The 16,380-nt window shown below is 45.0% G+C and carries 17 protein-coding genes; 12 read left to right on the plus strand and 5 right to left on the minus strand.

The features are described 5' to 3' along the window. Positions 1-56 precede the first annotated feature (56 nt). A complete protein-coding gene (gene adh / locus V5G21_RS18545; RefSeq protein ID WP_011246661.1) occupies positions 57-1,577 on the minus strand; it encodes an aldehyde dehydrogenase in 1,521 nt (506 codons plus the stop codon). Between the two features lie 177 nt (positions 1,578-1,754). Between adh and V5G21_RS18550 the strand changes: the two genes are divergently transcribed. Beyond that, the gene (locus tag V5G21_RS18550; RefSeq protein WP_011246662.1) at positions 1,755-2,621 is read left to right on the plus strand and encodes a superoxide dismutase; all 867 of its coding nucleotides are present in this window, start codon (positions 1,755-1,757) and stop codon (positions 2,619-2,621) included. A gap of 37 nt (positions 2,622-2,658) precedes the next feature. On the opposite strand, the gene cls is transcribed toward V5G21_RS18550, so the two are convergent. From cls to V5G21_RS18570, 4 genes are all read right to left on the minus strand, one after another. After that, positions 2,659-4,125, minus strand: coding sequence for a cardiolipin synthase (gene cls, locus V5G21_RS18555; RefSeq protein ID WP_011246663.1), 1,467 nt, complete (start codon positions 4,123-4,125; stop codon positions 2,659-2,661). 28 nt (positions 4,126-4,153) lie between these two features. After that, complete coding sequence (locus V5G21_RS18560; RefSeq protein ID WP_011246664.1) at positions 4,154-5,818, minus strand: ABC1 kinase family protein; 1,665 nt, start codon at positions 5,816-5,818, stop codon at positions 4,154-4,156. 33 nt (positions 5,819-5,851) lie between these two features. Continuing rightward, a complete protein-coding gene (locus V5G21_RS18565; RefSeq protein WP_041823787.1) occupies positions 5,852-6,169 on the minus strand; it encodes a phasin family protein in 318 nt (105 codons plus the stop codon). A gap of 173 nt (positions 6,170-6,342) precedes the next feature. Then, on the minus strand, positions 6,343-7,029 hold the full coding sequence (locus V5G21_RS18570; RefSeq protein ID WP_011246666.1) for a DUF421 domain-containing protein: 687 nt from the start codon (positions 7,027-7,029) through the stop codon (positions 6,343-6,345). Between the two features lie 181 nt (positions 7,030-7,210). Between V5G21_RS18570 and V5G21_RS18575 the strand changes: the two genes are divergently transcribed. From V5G21_RS18575 to ccsB, 11 genes are all read left to right on the plus strand, one after another. Next, positions 7,211-7,642, plus strand: a complete 432-nt coding sequence (locus V5G21_RS18575; protein WP_050748970.1) for a YhcN/YlaJ family sporulation lipoprotein — start codon at positions 7,211-7,213, stop codon at positions 7,640-7,642. A gap of 7 nt (positions 7,643-7,649) precedes the next feature. Next, positions 7,650-8,120, plus strand: a complete 471-nt coding sequence (gene spoVAC / locus V5G21_RS18580) for a stage V sporulation protein AC (protein ID WP_011246668.1) — start codon at positions 7,650-7,652, stop codon at positions 8,118-8,120. Beyond that, positions 8,120-9,136: a stage V sporulation protein AD gene (gene spoVAD, locus V5G21_RS18585; protein ID WP_011246669.1), complete on the plus strand. Its 1,017-nt coding sequence runs from the start codon at positions 8,120-8,122 to the stop codon at positions 9,134-9,136. The genes spoVAC and spoVAD overlap by 1 nt, the downstream gene beginning before the upstream one ends. Further along, positions 9,133-9,483, plus strand: coding sequence for a stage V sporulation protein AE (spoVAE, locus tag V5G21_RS18590; protein ID WP_011246670.1), 351 nt, complete (start codon positions 9,133-9,135; stop codon positions 9,481-9,483). Before spoVAD ends, spoVAE begins: the two co-directional genes overlap by 4 nt. Positions 9,484-9,629: 146 nt before the next feature. Continuing rightward, positions 9,630-10,772, plus strand: coding sequence for a D-alanyl-D-alanine carboxypeptidase family protein (locus tag V5G21_RS18595; protein ID WP_011246671.1), 1,143 nt, complete (start codon positions 9,630-9,632; stop codon positions 10,770-10,772). Beyond that, positions 10,769-11,368, plus strand: coding sequence for a nucleoside recognition domain-containing protein (locus tag V5G21_RS18600; RefSeq protein WP_011246672.1), 600 nt, complete (start codon positions 10,769-10,771; stop codon positions 11,366-11,368). The genes V5G21_RS18595 and V5G21_RS18600 overlap by 4 nt, the downstream gene beginning before the upstream one ends. Beyond that, positions 11,365-11,895, plus strand: a complete 531-nt coding sequence (locus V5G21_RS18605) for a spore maturation protein (RefSeq protein WP_011246673.1) — start codon at positions 11,365-11,367, stop codon at positions 11,893-11,895. Before V5G21_RS18600 ends, V5G21_RS18605 begins: the two co-directional genes overlap by 4 nt. Positions 11,896-12,070: 175 nt before the next feature. Beyond that, positions 12,071-12,799: a pseudouridine synthase gene (locus V5G21_RS18610; RefSeq protein ID WP_011246674.1), complete on the plus strand. Its 729-nt coding sequence runs from the start codon at positions 12,071-12,073 to the stop codon at positions 12,797-12,799. 78 nt (positions 12,800-12,877) lie between these two features. After that, the gene (gene resA / locus V5G21_RS18615; RefSeq protein WP_011246675.1) at positions 12,878-13,411 is read left to right on the plus strand and encodes a thiol-disulfide oxidoreductase ResA; all 534 of its coding nucleotides are present in this window, start codon (positions 12,878-12,880) and stop codon (positions 13,409-13,411) included. Between the two features lie 21 nt (positions 13,412-13,432). Continuing rightward, positions 13,433-15,067: a cytochrome c biogenesis protein ResB gene (gene resB / locus V5G21_RS18620; protein WP_011246676.1), complete on the plus strand. Its 1,635-nt coding sequence runs from the start codon at positions 13,433-13,435 to the stop codon at positions 15,065-15,067. An 18-nt stretch (positions 15,068-15,085) separates the two neighbouring features. After that, positions 15,086-16,285, plus strand: coding sequence for a c-type cytochrome biogenesis protein CcsB (gene ccsB, locus V5G21_RS18625; protein WP_011246677.1), 1,200 nt, complete (start codon positions 15,086-15,088; stop codon positions 16,283-16,285). The last annotated feature ends 95 nt before the right edge of the window (positions 16,286-16,380 follow it).

A 16,380-nucleotide genomic window follows, 5' to 3' on the forward strand; every position in this document is an offset into this window, starting at 1 on the left:
CCAAAGGCATGTGCCTCTGGCTGGGGCTTATCGGTTTTAACAGCCGCGAACATTAATTAAAAGAATCCTTGCGAGTCGTCATTATAGCTGACAAGCATGTTTTTCGTTTGCTGGTAATGGTTAAGCATCATCAAATGTGTTTCACGGCCTACACCTGATTTTTTATAACCGCCAAACGCAGCATGTGCTGGATAAGCATGATAACAATTCACCCAGACACGGCCGGCTTCGATCTGACGTCCAAAGCGGTAAGCGGTGTTGATGTTGCGTGTCCATACGCCTGCACCAAGACCGTAAAGGGAATCATTAGCAATTCGAAGTGCTTCATCTGCATCTTTAAATGTCGCAACGGAAACAACAGGACCAAAGATCTCCTCTTGGAATATCCGCATATTGTTTGTTCCTTTGAAAACGGTAGGCTCTACATAATAGCCGCCGCTGTAATCCCCGCTTAACTGCCTTTGATTGCCGCCTGCAAGAACTTCTGCCCCTTCTTCTTTGCCAATAGCTAGGTAGGACAAGATCTTTTCCAGCTGTTCTTCAGATGCTTGGGCGCCCATCATCGTTTCCGGGTCCAGTGGATTGCCTTGCTTGATGGCAGCAACACGTTGGAGCGCCTTTTCGATAAACGCATCATAAATCGTTTCGTCAATGAGCGCTCGAGATGGGCATGTGCACACTTCACCTTGGTTTAACGCAAACAACACAAACCCTTCAATCGCTTTATCTAAAAAGTCATCCTCTTTCTCCATAACATCTCTGAAAAAGATGTTCGGTGATTTCCCACCTAATTCAAGCGTGACAGGAATCAAGTTTGCAGATGCGTACTCCATAATTAACCGGCCCGTTGTCGTTTCTCCAGTAAAGGCGATTTTTGCGATTCTTGGTGAAGATGCAAGTGGTTTGCCTGCTTCGAGGCCAAAGCCGCTTACCACATTAACGACCCCTGGAGGCAGCAGATCAGAAAGGAGCTCCAGCAGAACAAAAATTGATGCAGGCGTTTGTTCGGCCGGCTTAAGGACGACGCAATTACCAGCCGCCAGTGCAGGCGCTAGCTTCCATACGGCCATTAGAATCGGAAAGTTCCAAGGAATGATTTGACCAACAACACCAAGTGGTTCTTGGAAATGATAAGCAACTGTATTTTCATCAATTTGGCTAAGCGTCCCCTCTTGGGCACGTATCACGCCAGCAAAATAGCGAAAATGGTCGACAGCGAGAGGAATATCGGCGTTTAATGTTTCTCGAATCGGCTTTCCGTTATCCCATGTTTCGGCTACCGCAAGCATTTCCAGGTTTTCTTCGATCCGATCGGCCACTTTATTTAGCAAATTGGCCCGTTGGGCTGCAGGCATTTTTCCCCAGCTGGCCTTCGCATTATGGGCAGCATCAAGGGCTAATTCAACGTCTTCGGCACTGGAACGGGCTACTTCACAAAATGGCTTCCCTGTCACAGGGCTGCGGTTTTCGAAATAGCGCCCGTTGACAGGAGCAACCCATTCGCCTCCAATGAAATTGTCGTAGCGCTCCTTAAAATGGACAAGTGCCCCTTCCGTATTAGGTTGTTGATAAGCCATGGAAAGTGCGTCTTCCGTACTAGATGGTTGATAAGCCATGAGAAATTCCTCCTTTTATGTGGTTTATACGTAGTTTCGAGATAAAGAAAGCGTTTCCCTTCAAATTTATACTTTTTTCGCAATTGGCCAAGAACAGTTGCATATACGTAGGGAGAAAAGGAAAAAGGAGGGAATAATGTGGATTCGCATGAGCAAGCATTAAGAAAATGGAAAGATGAGCTTGCCAGGCTTTGGAAAGAGCAGGAAAGCGAGTTTGTCAGGTCCATAGGAGAAGAGCAAACACAGCCTTTTACAAAGTCGTTAAGCCAATTGGAATATGCGCTTGAACACGATCCTACACAAGCAAACGAACATGCTCAACACGCCTATGACTCATGGGTAGTAATGGCCGATTTAAGAGGAAAAGGGAAAAATAACAGCGTCCCCATCGGCGGTCATAGGCTACCACCAATGCCTTATTCATATAATGCGTTGGAACCGTACATTGATGCAAAGACCATGCGCCTTCATCATTTAAAGCATCATCAGACGTATGTCAATGATTTAAATAAAGCAGAGAAAGAAATGGAAAAGGCGAGACGTACTGGAAATTATGATTTGATTAAGCATTGGGAGAGGGAAGCGGCGTTCAATGGGGCGGGTCATTATTTGCACACGCTTTTTTGGCATGTCATGTCACCAAATGGGGGCGGAGAGCCGCAAGGGCTGCTAAAAGCAAGAATAACAGAAGACTTTGGCTCCTTTCAAAAAATGAAAGCCCATTTTTCCAATGCTGCTGAAAAAGTCGAAGGCGGCGGCTGGGCGATGCTCATTTACGCGCCGAGGTCCCACCGGTTAGAAATTCTTCAGGCGGAAAAGCACCAAAACCTTTCCCAACAAGACCAAGTGCCGCTGTTGGTGTTGGATGTATGGGAGCACGCCTACTATTTAAAGTATCAAAATGAGCGTAAAGCGTATATTGAGGCATGGTGGAATGTTGTGAACTGGAAGGAAGCTGAAAATCGTTACCGCCAGGCCTCGCAGTTAAAATGGGTGCCCTATTAAAAAAACAAACCTAGGAGGGACCTAGATTTGTTTTTGTTTATAAAATCGGCGACAACAGCCGTGAAATTGACTCTTTAAAGCGGACGCTTATTGGCCTGTTTTCATACATTTCTGGCGTAATTTGAGTAGAGTGTTTTACATCATTCTCAAAGTCCGCTATTAGCTGGCCAGCGATTTGACTGTCATAAATAAAGGCATTCACTTCAAAATTGAGCTTAAAGCTCCGTTGATCAATGTTAGCGGTACCGACAGAACAAACCGTTTCATCGACGATCAACACTTTATTATGAATAAAGCCATTTTCATACTGATAGACCGTTGCGCCAGCTCTTAGCATTTCGCCAATATGGGAAGTGGTTGCCCAGTAAACAAACATATGGTCCGGTTTGTTTGGAATCATCAGTTTTACTTCTATGCCTGTTTGTGCAGCGACACGAAGGGCATCAAGCAACGTTTGGTCGGGAATAAAGTAAGGCGTCTGGATTAAAATCGACTTTCGCGCATCCATGATCATTTTTAAATAGCCATTTTTGATTTGTTCAAATTCCGAGTCTGGTCCGCTTGAGACAATTTGTACAGGCGTATCGCCAGCAGGCTGCACTTCTGGAAAATAACGATCATGGTAGGAAATATGGTATTGTTTGGAAGCCTGGTTCCAATCTAAGATAAAGCGTGTTTGAATCGCTTGGACAGCAGGCCCGACGATACGCAAATGGGTATCGCGCCAGTAGCCAAATTTTTTGCTTTTTCCTAAATACTCATCTCCAACGTTAAAGCCGCCGACATAACCGCATTTGCCATCTATGTTAACGAGTTTACGGTGGTTGCGGAAGTTCAAACGCAAGTTAACAATCGTAAACCTAGATGGGAAAAAAATCCCGATTTCTCCGCCTGCTTCACGAAACGCTTTTAAATACTTTTTGCGCAAAGACCGGGAACCGAGGTCATCATAGAGCAAGCGGACTTTTACGCCTTGGCGCGCTTTTTCTGTCAGCGCATCCACGATCGTTTTTCCGATCTCATCGTAACGGAAAATATAATACTGGATGTGGATGAACGTCTCGGCTTGTTTGATGTCCTTTAACAATTGCGCAAATTTTTCTTTGCCGTCGCTGAAAATATCGACACGGTTCTCTTTTGTTAGCAGCGCGTCGTTGCTCATTAGATGCATATAGATCAATTCGCGATTTTTATCAACAGTAGGGCTATAAAAGCGGAACGAAGTGTCTAAAAGGTCACGCTTTTGTTCTTCAATGAAATGCTCGAGTCCTACTTTTTTTATTCCTTCCCATTCAAACATTTTCCTCCGTGTTAATGTTTGCCCGAGGAAAATGTAAATAATAAAGCCGCCTAGTGGAATAAAAAATAGAATAAGCAGCCATGCCCAAGTCGCCTGTGCATCTTTCCGTTCAATAAAAATTAAAATGGCGGCAAGCAAGATATTGACGATCATGAGGGCGACAAGCAAATATGTTGGTATTGCAAATGCAGATTCAATCATCATAAGTATCACTGCCACTTTCTCTTACGATCTAAAAACGCCCCGACCTAAAAATTGCCCAGATAATCCAAAAAAACATTAGTGAGGTAATTACAAGCCCTATTTCAATAGCGGGGATTTGCAATAGGATGGTTGGCTCTGCCGTTAAGGAGCCACCGATAATGACTCCAGCCATAATAATGCTAAATGAAAGGAGCACGATCGAAAAAGCAAGCTTATTGCTAATTCGGTCCACTTTTTGAATCAGATGATGGATTTCACGAATCGAGATATTGACTTTTAATTTTCCGCCACGGATATCTTTTAACGTTTTGCGCATATCTCGTGGGAAATAGCGCAATGTTTCCATCCCTTCTTGAAATTCGGCTTGAACTTTTTTAGCAAAGTTGAGTGGATCATAGCGCTCTTTAATCAAGACACGCCCAAACGGTTCCACAATATCAATAATGCGCAATGTCGGAGCAAGTGACGAGACAATGGCTTCCACTGATAATAGGGCTTTTCCGAGCATTGTCAAATCGACAGGGACAATGCAATCATGTTTATTGGCGACGTTGAACAAGTCTTGAACAGCTTCGGCAAGAGAAATGTCAGCCATTGGGATGTCGTAATATTTTAACCGCAAATGGTCAAGGTCATCCCAGAGGCGGTCACGGTCGACGTGGTCGTGAACAATATCCATGCGGAAAAGAGCTTCCATGACGCGGTCGGTATTGCGGCCTTTTAAACCAAGGACAAGCAATGCTAAATTCTGACGCATATCAGTTGTCAAGCGGCCTACCATGCCAAAATCAATCAAAATGATCTCGTTCTCTTTCGTGACAAAGACATTGCCAGGGTGTGGATCGCCATGAAAAAAGCCATGCACAAAGATTTGCTCAAACATGCCAGTGGCAAACCGTTCAGCCACAATTTCTTGGTTAAAGCCTTTGTCGTATGTAGCATCGGTAATTTTCGTGCCATCCACATAGGTCATCGTCAACACCTTCATCGTTGAATGAGACGAGTAGACAACCGGTGTAAAAAGATGTTGTGTTTCCGAGTTTTGCCGCCTAATCCGTTCTGCGTTTTGCGCCTCATTTTTATAATTGATTTCTTCTTTTAGCGCTTCAGCAAACTCATGGAACAAATCGACGAGACGGAAGCGTTTAACCCAACCGATCCGCTCTTCGGCTAACTCTAGCAAATCTTGCAAAATGGCAAGGTCCGTTTCAATCGTGCGCTCGATTCCTGGGCGCCGTACTTTCACGACGACCTTTTCGCCAGTAGGCAGTTCAGCCCGATGGACTTGTCCAATCGATGCTGCTGCCAACGGGACTGGCTCAAAGGAACGGAATAACTTCTCAAGGGGGGCTTCCAGTTCTACTTCAATGATGTCTTTCACCTCTTGATAGGCAAAGCTCGGTACATTGTCTTGAAGGTTCTCCAGTTCGGTTAGCACATAAGCAGGAAAGAGGTCGCCCCGTGTACTCGCAAGTTGTCCAAGTTTAATGAAAGTAGGGCCAAGCTCTTCTAAAAGCAGGCGAATCCGCTTGGCGACCGAAAGCGAAGAGTCTTGGGCACGTTTTTTTTTGGTTCGTTTTTTAGTGCGATCTAGCAGCCCTAAATCACGGACAATTTGGCCAAAGCCATAGTGATAAAGGGCTGTAATAATATCTTGGTACCTAGAAAGGTAGCGAATGCGCGTTTTTAACATAGGTTTCGTCCTTTCCAGTCCTAGTTCGTTCTGTTACTTTTCTGCGTCCTTCTCGCTAAGGGCTTTTTCGAGGGCAGCGACACGCGCTTTAAGGGCGTCGACCTCTTCCTTTGTCGGCACATCTAGAGACGATAAGAATTGTTTCGTCCGCTCTTGAATCATGTTTTCCATATTTTCCTGCGCCTTTTGCCCCTTTGCCAGCAAGTCATCGATAAGTTGGTTCGATTCAGACCGTTTGACTTCACCGCGTTGCACTAAATCATTGACTGTTTTTTCAATTTGTTCTTTGCTCGCGGCAGCAACGCCTACACCTAAGGAATACATATTGTTTAAAAGATCTTTCATTGCCATTTTTTCACCCTCCTAATGCAATTTAATGTTGTAGGTTCATTGTATACAAAAGCAGTTGGCAAACACAATCAATATATAATATGTGTTTCCTTGTTTTACGACAAAAGCAAGCACGATGTTTCATGTTCGTTTATCAAAACATAACAATTGTTTTTATTAAGCAATTGTTGCTTTTACTCGGCTCTGTATGTTTGCAAGAAAAGTGGTTCGCCATCAATCCATTCAGCATACAGGACGTCTTTATATGATAGGATGCCCCGCTCTTTTAATTGATCTTTAAGCCAGGTTTCATCTTGACCAATTTCCTTTAAAGCTTTTTTGATGATTTCCCCATCCATAATTAACAGGATTGGCATTGGCAGGTTTTTGGGGTTTAGGGAAAGGTCACGGTTAGTTGGCTGTGCGTAAAGCGGTTTGAGTTGGACGTTTACTGTACCGTTTGTTTCTAAAATGCCGTATTCGACTTGACGGACTGAGAACACACTTTTTTCACGCAAAAGATGTTGGAGCTGGTTCAAATCAAGTTTATTTTTGCGGAGTTCCTCATATTGAATTCGGCCTTTAGCAATCACAATCGCTGGCGTGCCTTCAAGGAAACCCCGAGTGAAACGAAATTTTTGCGTGATGATTTCAATGCAATAAATAAGTGAGCCCCATACGAAAATGGCATAGAGCACATACTGGAGGCCAATATCTTTATCATAGATGGCATTGCCGACTAATTCGCCGATAACAAGTGCCGAAATAAAGTCAAACGGTGTTAATTGCGTAATTTGGTTTTTGCCAAGAACTTTTGTTAGCAACAGCAGAGCAAAGAAGCCAACAATGAGCTCGGTTGTGAGAAACAGATACCCGTCCATCGTCTACCATCCCCCAATTTCAAGATCTGTTCGTATATTAGAGTGCAGCAAATGCAGATAATGATGTAGTGCTAAATAGGTAAGCAAAAAATTTACAAAAATTTCATGTTTAAACGATTTCTAACTAAAACAACCTAAGTGTGTGTCTAGATATGATTTGTAGGTGGAGGTGAAACTAAACATGAAAAGAAAATTGGTTTCGATACTTGCTGTTCTCCTCTGTTTAGGAGCTTGTACTCAAGCTGAAGATGAGCGAGGCAGCGCCTTCAAACTCCAGGAAGCCGCAGGCCATGGCCAAGAAGCTTCGGATAGGGCGAAGGACGAGATTCTGGCGATGGAAGAAGTGATCAGCGTCAGAGGCATACAGTATAAAGAAGAAATGGTCATGGCGATGCATGTCAAGCAAGTGGATCGCTTTCAATTAAAAGACGTACGAAAAAAAGCATTTGACCGGGTCAAAGCATTATATCCAGATTATACGATCCACATTTCCACAGATAAGAAAATCTACAAAGAATTAGAGGACGCTGAAAACAAAGTGAAAGCTGGCAATTTAAGTGAAAAAGAGCTAGAAAAAACGATCAATGTCATTGAAAAGCATTCGAAAGGATAGGGCACATATGGCAAAAAAACAGCTTACGCCGCAGCAACAAGAATACCAGAAACTGCATAGTTCTTATGAGAAAAAGCGGCCTGTACTTAAAAACTGTATTTACGCCTTTTTTATTGGCGGTTTTATTTGTTTAATTGGACAATGTTTGCACGTTTTTTTTTATACGAATTTTAATTTTACCGAAAAAACGGCCGGAAACCCGACAGTCGCCGTATTGATCTTTTTGTCGACGTTAATGACAGGCCTTGGCTTTTATGATCGGATTGCGCAAATTGCAGGGGCTGGGACAGCAGTGCCAGTGACTGGTTTTGCGAACTCGATTGCATCGGCTGCAATTGAGCACCGGACGGAAGGGTATGTGCTCGGCGTCGGTGGCAACATGTTCAAATTAGCTGGTTCGGTTATTGTTTTTGGCACTGTGGCCGCTTTCTTTATTGCGCTCATTAAAACGATTTTAATGAAAGTGGGGGTGCTTTAATGCTCGCAGGCAAACAGAGTTGGATTTTTGACAGCAAACCAGTCATAACGGCAACAGGAACTGTGGGCGGCCCGTTTGAAGCAAATGGCGCCATTCCAGAAGCGTTTGATTTATTGCATGACGATTTATGGATCGGCGAAGATTCTTATGAAAAAGCGCAGACTGTTCTGATTGAAGGCGCGGTAACAGAAACGTTGAAAAAAGCGTCCCTAAAAAAAGAAGACGTCAACTTTATGCTTGCTGGCGATTTGGTTAATCAGCTTACGCCTTCCAGTTTTGCCGGCCGTACCATTGGCATTCCGTATTTAGGCATGTTTGGTGCTTGTTCAACATCGATGGAAGGGCTAGCGATCGGTGCGATGATTATGGAAGCGAACGGAGCCAGGCATATCATTAGCGTCGCTTCAAGCCATAACACAGCGACTGAAAAGCAATTCCGCTACCCGACTGAGTATGGGAGCCAGAAACCGCCTACCGCGCAATGGACAGCAACAGCCGCCGGGGCGTGCCTGCTTGAAAAAACAGGCACAGGGCCAGTCGTTACAAAAGCAACAATTGGTCGCATTGTCGATATGGGCTTATCCGACCCTTATGATATGGGAGGAGCGATGGCGCCTGCTGCTGCTGACACGATTGCCGCCCATTTTCGCGACACGAACAGCAAACCCGATGACTATGATTTAATTGTATCGGGCGACCTTGGCCAAATCGGCTTGCCGATCTGCCGTGACTTATTAAAGCAACAAGGGTATGACCTTGACCACAGCAAGTTTCAGGATTGTGGCTTAATGCTCTATAAAGAAGACCAGCCTGTTATGGCTGGCGCAAGCGGGCCAGGCTGTTCTGCTGTCGTCACGTACGGGCATCTTTTGAAAAAAATGCAAAAAGGGGAGTTAAAACGGTTGCTCGTTGTGGCAACGGGCGCATTGCTTTCTCCTTTGTCTTATCAGCAAAAAGAGTCGATTCCTTGTATCGCTCATGCGGTGTCGATTGAAGCGAACGGAGGGATGTCATGATTTTTTTGTGGGCCTTTTTAGTTGGCGGTGTCATTTGCGTCATTGGCCAACTGCTTATGGATGTCGGCAAGCTGACGCCAGCCCATACGATGTCGACGCTCGTCGTATCAGGGGCGATTTTAAGCGGCTTTGGTTTATATGAACCGTTAATTGATTTTGCTGGCGCAGGCGTGACTGTGCCTATCACAAGTTTCGGAAATTCCCTTGTGCAAGGGGCGTTAATGGAAGCAAATCGCGTCGGCTTGATTGGAATTATTACCGGCATTTTTGAAGTGACGAGCGCCGGTATCTCTGCTGCGATCATCTTTGGATTTTTGGCTTCCCTTTGTTTTAAACCAAAAGGCTAAAACTGCTGTATGTAAGAATAAAAACCTTTTCGCCGTTCAAAACAGGTGAAAAGGTTTTTGGTCGTGGTTGAATTCGAACAAGCCCGTCATATTCATAGCTTGTTCGCATAAAGTGGTACTAAACGGAGTGGAGGCTGGAGGGTATGATGAAAAAAACAATCGTTCACTGTTTATTGGTCGGGTTCTTGTTTTTTTTCCAGAGTAGCGAGGTGCTTGCGAATGAACCTGCAACATTTCCTGTTTCTGGACAGGCCGCTATTTTGATGGAACAGTCTTCTGGCCGTGTTCTGTATAGCAAAAATGAACATCAGCCTTTGAAAATCGCCAGCATTACGAAGATAATGACAGCCATCTTAGCGATTGAATCAGGCAAGCTAGACGAGACGGTAACCGTATCTAAACGTGCTGAGGGAACAGAAGGTTCCTCCCTGTATTTAGTGGCTGGTGAAAAATTAACGCTCCGCGACTTGGTGTATGGGCTTATGCTACGGAGCGGCAACGACGCAGCTATAGCGATTGCTGAACATGTTGGCGGCAGCGTCGAAGGCTTTGTATTTTTAATGAACGAAAAGGCAGAGGAAATTGGCATGTCTAATACGCTATTTCGCAATCCACACGGGCTTGATACAGATGAGGACCACTTGTCGAGTGCGTACGACATGGCGCTTTTAACGCAATATGCGATGGGGAACGAAGAATACCGAGATATTTCATCGACAAAAGACTACCGTTCAAAAGGCGATAAAGTCCGTGTATTTCATAATAAAAACCGCCTCCTTACCGAGAAGTACAGTTACTCAACCGGCGGGAAAACAGGTTATACGAAATTAGCAAAACGAACGCTTGTGTCTACCGCTTCCAAGGACGGGCTTGATTTAATTGCCGTTACGTTAAATGCCCCTGATGACTGGGACGACCATATGCATATGTTTAACTGGGGCTTTGAGCATTACAGCCTTGAACGGCTCGTGTCAAAAGGGAAACTGAAAAGCAAAGTCGATCCATTTTACGAAGGCAATTTGTATGTCCCGTATGATGTAGTGTATCCGCTAACGACAGAAGAAAAAAGTCAGTTGCAGTCTGCTTTAACGCTGAAGAATCCCCCGAAAAGAGGAAAGTTTACTGACCAGGAGCTGCTTGAACCAATTGGAAAGTTAGCGTTTACGGTTGATGGCAAAACAATTGAATCAATCCCTCTTTATTATCAGGCTCAAGAAGAGGAGCACGTGTCTTTGTTTCAAAAAATTGGGCGGTTGCTAACATTCATCATTGGGGTGCGGCCTTTATGATTAACGTGATTTGGGCCGGTATGCTATTGATCGGTCTTATCTATGCAGGTGTGAACGGGACGATGGCAGAGGTGACAGAGAGCGTCTTCACCGGGGCGAAAGAAGCGGTAACGATATGCATCGGCTTGATTAGCGTACTGACATTCTGGCTTGGGCTGATGAAAGTCGCAGAAGCGGCCGGGCTTCTCAAGGCATTGGCGAAAATGGTCCATCCCCTTGCAAGGCGTCTTTTTCCAGAAGTGCCAAAAGATCACCCAGCAATGGGTTATATATTGTCAAACATGACCGCTAATGTGTTTGGTCTTGGCAATGCGGCAACACCGATGGGCATCAAGGCGATGGAGGAGTTGAAACGGCTAAATGGCGGCAAAGAAGAGGCGAGCCGTTCTATGGTCACGTTGCTTGCGTTAAACACAGCATGCTTAACGCTTGTGCCGACAACGGTCATTTCCATTCGTATGTCGTACGGTTCTGCGGCGCCTACAGATATTGTCAGCACGACGATTTTAGCTTCTGGCTGCGCCATGCTAGGGGCGATTTGCATTGACCGCCTTTTTTATATGCGCCGGGCGCGAAAGGAGCGTAAAAAGAAATGACCTATTTAACATCGCTTTCCGTGTGGCTCATCCCGTTGCTCATCGGTTTTGTCGTCGTTGTCGCTTCGTTTAAGCGCGTGCCGACGTATGAAACGTTTGTATCGGGTGCAAAAGAAGGGTTTAGCATGGCTGTTTCGATTATCCCTTATTTAGTCGGGATGCTCGTCGCGATTTATGTGTTTCGCGCTTCAGGGGCGATGGAGGCTCTTGTTGGCGCCATGGCCCCGGTACTAAGCTGGGTCGGCATTCCTGCCGATATTGTGCCGCTCGCGCTAATGCGTCCAATTTCTGGAACAGGTGCTCTTGGGTTAATGACTGATCTAACTGCTGTCCATGGTCCCGACTCTTATATTGGCCGCTTAGCCGCTACGCTGCAAGGAAGCACAGATACAACGTTCTATATTTTAACGGTATATTTTGGTGCAGTCGGCATCAAGAAAATGGGCGATGCCCTCAAAGTCGGACTACTTGCTGACTTAGTCGGCATGATTGCTGCTGTTGTCGTCGTTAGCCTCGTCTTTGGGTAAGCGAGGAGAAATACATGACAAGCAAAAGAGCGTGGCTGGCAAAAGCTGGACGCGTTTTTTTCTATTGGGGAAATGTTATGTCATTTGTTTGATTTTTCGAGTCTGATTAAATCTCTACTTTCGCCTACTTGTATCAGCTGCTTGAAGGCGGTATGATGGCAAAGAGGTGAACACGATGGAACGATTGCAAAAAGTTATCGCCAAAGCAGGAGTGGCTTCGAGAAGAAAAGCAGAAGAATATATTGTTGAAGGTAGAGTGAAAGTAAACGGCGAAACGGTTACAGAACTAGGGACAAAAGTAAATCCAAGCAAAGACGCTGTTGAAGTGGACGGCGTTCCCCTTGATAAAGAAGAGCCTGTCTACCATTTGTTGTATAAACCGACTGGCGTCGTGTCAACATCAAATGACGAGAAAGGGCGGAAAGTCGTCACAGATTTTATTGAAAGCGAACAAAGAATTTATCCGATTGGCCGGTTGGATTATGACACATCTGGTTTGCTTCTGCTTACAAATGATGGAGAGTTTGCCCATCTGCTCATGCATCCCCGTTATAAAATTGAAAAAGAGTACATTGCCAAAGTGAAAGGAATCCCTGAACGAAAACGGATCAAAGAACTTGAAACCGGGATTGTCTTAGAAGATGGCAAGACTGCCCCGGCAAAAGCAAAAGTCTTGTCGATTGACAAGAAAAAGCAAACAGCAATTGTGCGGCTCATTATCCATGAAGGCAAAAACCGCCAAGTCCGCCGGATGTTTGAAGCAATTGGCCATCCTGTTGTAAAGTTAAAGCGCGAGCGCTACGGGTTTTTAACGCTTGGCCATTTACATCCAGGCGAGTCACGGCCGTTAAAGCCGATTGAAGTCAAACAATTAAAGGAACTGGCTGTCACGAAACCGTCATAAAATTGCAGGCGGACAAAACGAAGAAAGCGCTATAATGTAAGAAAACGTTCACATTTTCGCGAGAGGAGGGGACGTCGCTTGGGTAAAAGCAAAAAGAAAAGGAGCATTATCCGTTTTACGGTGTTATTTGCAATCGTGTGTGCAATTGGCTACACGATTTATGCGAATGCCGCCTCTGAACAGGGAGCAGTTAAAGTCGGAGAACCGGCGACCAACTTTGCGTTAGTCGATCTGGAACAGGAGCGGTTTGAGCTTGGCCAAAATCAAGGCAAAGGTGTATTTATTAACTTTTGGGGCACGTTCTGTGAGCCGTGCGAGCGGGAAATGCCTTACATTGAAAATGCATATGAGCAATACAAAGACGAAGTTGAAATGATTGCCGTTAATGTTGATGAGGCGCCCCTAACGGTCCAGTCATTTATCAATCGCCATGGCCTTACTTTTCCAGTCGCCATTGATGAGCGCCGGGAAGTAACACGGGCGTATGGAATCGGCCCGCTTCCAGCTACAATTTTAGTGGACGAGCACGGCATTGTGCAAAAAGTACATACAGGCGCAATGACAGAGGAAATGGTCCACGAATTTTTCCAAAGCATTGTTCCTGACGCATAAGGGCATCTGGGGGGATTTGTCATGAACGAACAGACGCACGTATGTGAGTGCGGACACAAAAACAGAGAAGGCACCGAGATGTGCGCTGCATGTGGGAAGCCTCTGACGGAAAAAGCGCGCACAGAAGGCGTGAACATGCGCTACGAGGGGGCAGCGATCCGCTCAAAAAAGCGAAAAGTAACGGTACTCGATCGGATTTGGGGTTTCTTTTCTTCCGTGAAAGTCGGCGTATGGATTATTGTTTTGCTGCTGCTTGCCTCGGGAGTCGGGACGATCTTGCCGCAAGAAAATTTAATTGGCGAAGACCCAGCAGTATTTTATGAACAAGAGTATGGCAGCTTAGGACTGCTTTATTACAATTTGGGCTTGCATGAACTGTATAGTTCGTGGTGGTATATTGCTTTAATTGCCGCACTTGGCATCTCTATTATTGTTGCCAGCATTGACCGTGGCGTACCCTTGTATAAAGCGTTAAAGTCGCAACGGGTAACGCGCCATAAGCATTTTATGACTCGGCAGCGTTTATTTTCAAAGACAGAAATCGTGCCTTCAGAAGCGGAGCGAGCGATTTCTGAAGCGGCAGAAAGGTTAAAACGTAAACGCTACCGCATTCGCGTCGAGAATGGGAATGTACTTGCGGAAAAAAACCGCTTTGCCCGTTGGGGCCCGTACGTTAACCATCTAGGCTTAATTTTGTTTCTGATCGGTTGTTTGCTTCGCTACATTCCGGGCATGTATGTAGATACGCAAATGTGGGTCCGTGAAGGAGAACAAAGCCCTATACCAGAAACAGAAGGTTATTTTATCGAAAACCGTGGCTTTACGGTAGAGCTATACGACGAAAATGATGAGCGCTTCCAAGATGCGTTTGCATCAAGCAATGCAGTCGTTCCGGAGACGTTTGAAACCGATGCCGTTCTTTATAAACGGCAAGAATCAGGAATTGTCGGAGAGAGCGGCGAGCTTGAACAGGTGCAAGAAAAGCAAATTCGTGTCAACGATCCGCTCAAATTTGATTCATTTTCCCTTTATCAAACGGATTACCGCTTAAATGAGTTGCATGAAATGACGTTTACATTGGAACATAAAGACACTGGCGATACATTTGGCGAATTAACCGTTCATTTGCTTAATCCTGAGAAATCTTATGACCTTGGCGACGGGTATTCCGTGGTGCTTGATGAATATTTCCCTGATTTTTATATGAATAGTAATGATGAACCATCTACACGTTCAAGTGTGCCGAATAATCCGTTCTTTATTTTTACCATGTATACACCTGATACCCCAGATGGTGAAACAAGCATGGTCGGTATTCAACAAAATTTAGAACCGTTAGGGGAAAATGAATATAAAATGACATTTGTTGATGTCGATTTAGTCAATGTCAGCATTTTAACGGTCCGAAAAGACTTGACGATGCCACTTTTAATTGCTGGAGGGTCGATCTTTATTATTGGGCTCATTCAAGGGTCGTACTGGGCTCACAGGCGTGTGTGGCTGCAACAAGTTGGAGGGGAAGTTTGGATTGCTGGCCATACAAACCGGAACTGGCTGTCTTTTAAAAGGGAAATTGACGATGCATTAGAAGGCAATGCGCTTATACCTCCTGTCGATCAAGAGGATGAAGCGGAGAGCCGCTCAGAAGGAGCATAATAGAAATAGGGGGACGTTATGGTCAATCTTAGCTTTAATTTACTGCTGTTTGCTTTTTTTGCTTATTTAATAGCAACGGTATTTTTTGCGTTCTCCCTTCGGAAACGGAAAAAAGAAACCGAGTCAAGCAAAACAGCATCAAAAGAAAGCAGGCGAGGGTTCGTGTTTGCCTCTTTAGGCTTGCTTCTAGCTTTAGGCTATTTTATAACGCGCTGGTATGTAGCAGGCCATCCGCCTGTCAGCAATATGTTTGAGTATATGACTTTTCTCGGAATTGCAATGAGCTTGGCTTTTGTCATCCTTTATTTTATTTATCCGAGCAAGGCAGATGTGATTGGCTTTTTTGCGATGCCGACTGTAATGCTGTTGATTGTTTACGCGTCGACATTTGAAACGGCGATTTCTCCACTTGTGCCGTCATTGCAAATGCCGCTCATGCTAAAGCTTCACATTATAACAACTTCGATTGGACAAGGGTTATTAGCGATCGGCTTTGCTGCAGGGCTTGCTTATTTGATCCGCACAATCGACTTGACGACGAAAAGTTGGAAGCCACGAGCACTGGAAGTCATCATGTACAGTATTCTTTGTTTTCTTGCCTATTCGAGCCTTTCCCATGGGTTTGCAGCAGCAGGATATGAAGTCGAATTTCAATATGTTAACGAAGAAGGCGTCGTTTCAGAACAGCCGATGGTGTACAATTTGCCAGCGATTGTCGGGCCTAATGAATGGGAACTATTAACGGAGGGCGCGATGGAGCCATGGGTTTCAGTACCAGGCAATATCGAAGCGAGTGATTTGAATACATTGCTTTGGTCATTTGTTGCTGGTTTGGTGCTTTATTGGCTGCTGCGGTTGATTTTGCGCAAACGGCTCACAAAGGCAATCCAGCCGCTTTTGAAAAATATTAGCCCGCAAACAACGGATGAGTTAAGCCACCGCGCGATTGCAATTGGCTTTCCTGTTTTTGCTTTAGGCGGACTTGTGTTTGCGATGATTTGGGCGCAAATTGCGTGGTCACGTTTTTGGGGATGGGACCCGAAAGAAGTGTGGGCGCTTATTACGTTTTTATTTTATGCTGTTTATCTCCACTTACGCTTAAACAAAGGCTGGCATGGCGAAAAGTCGGCGTGGTTATGCGTTATCGGTTTTGCGATTATTATGTTTAACCTTGTATTTGTCAATTTGGTCATAGCGGGCCTTCATTCTTACGCTTAATTTTGGCGGAATTGTTACAGCCGGTGCTGGAACAATTCCGCATTTTTAGTCGTACGAATGGCAACTAAAATTTCTTCCGTGGTACACTACTAAGG

The sequence above is a fragment of the Shouchella rhizosphaerae genome, from assembly GCF_036700015.1.
Classification (GTDB): Bacteria; Bacillota; Bacilli; order Bacillales; family Bacillaceae_D; genus Shouchella; species Shouchella rhizosphaerae.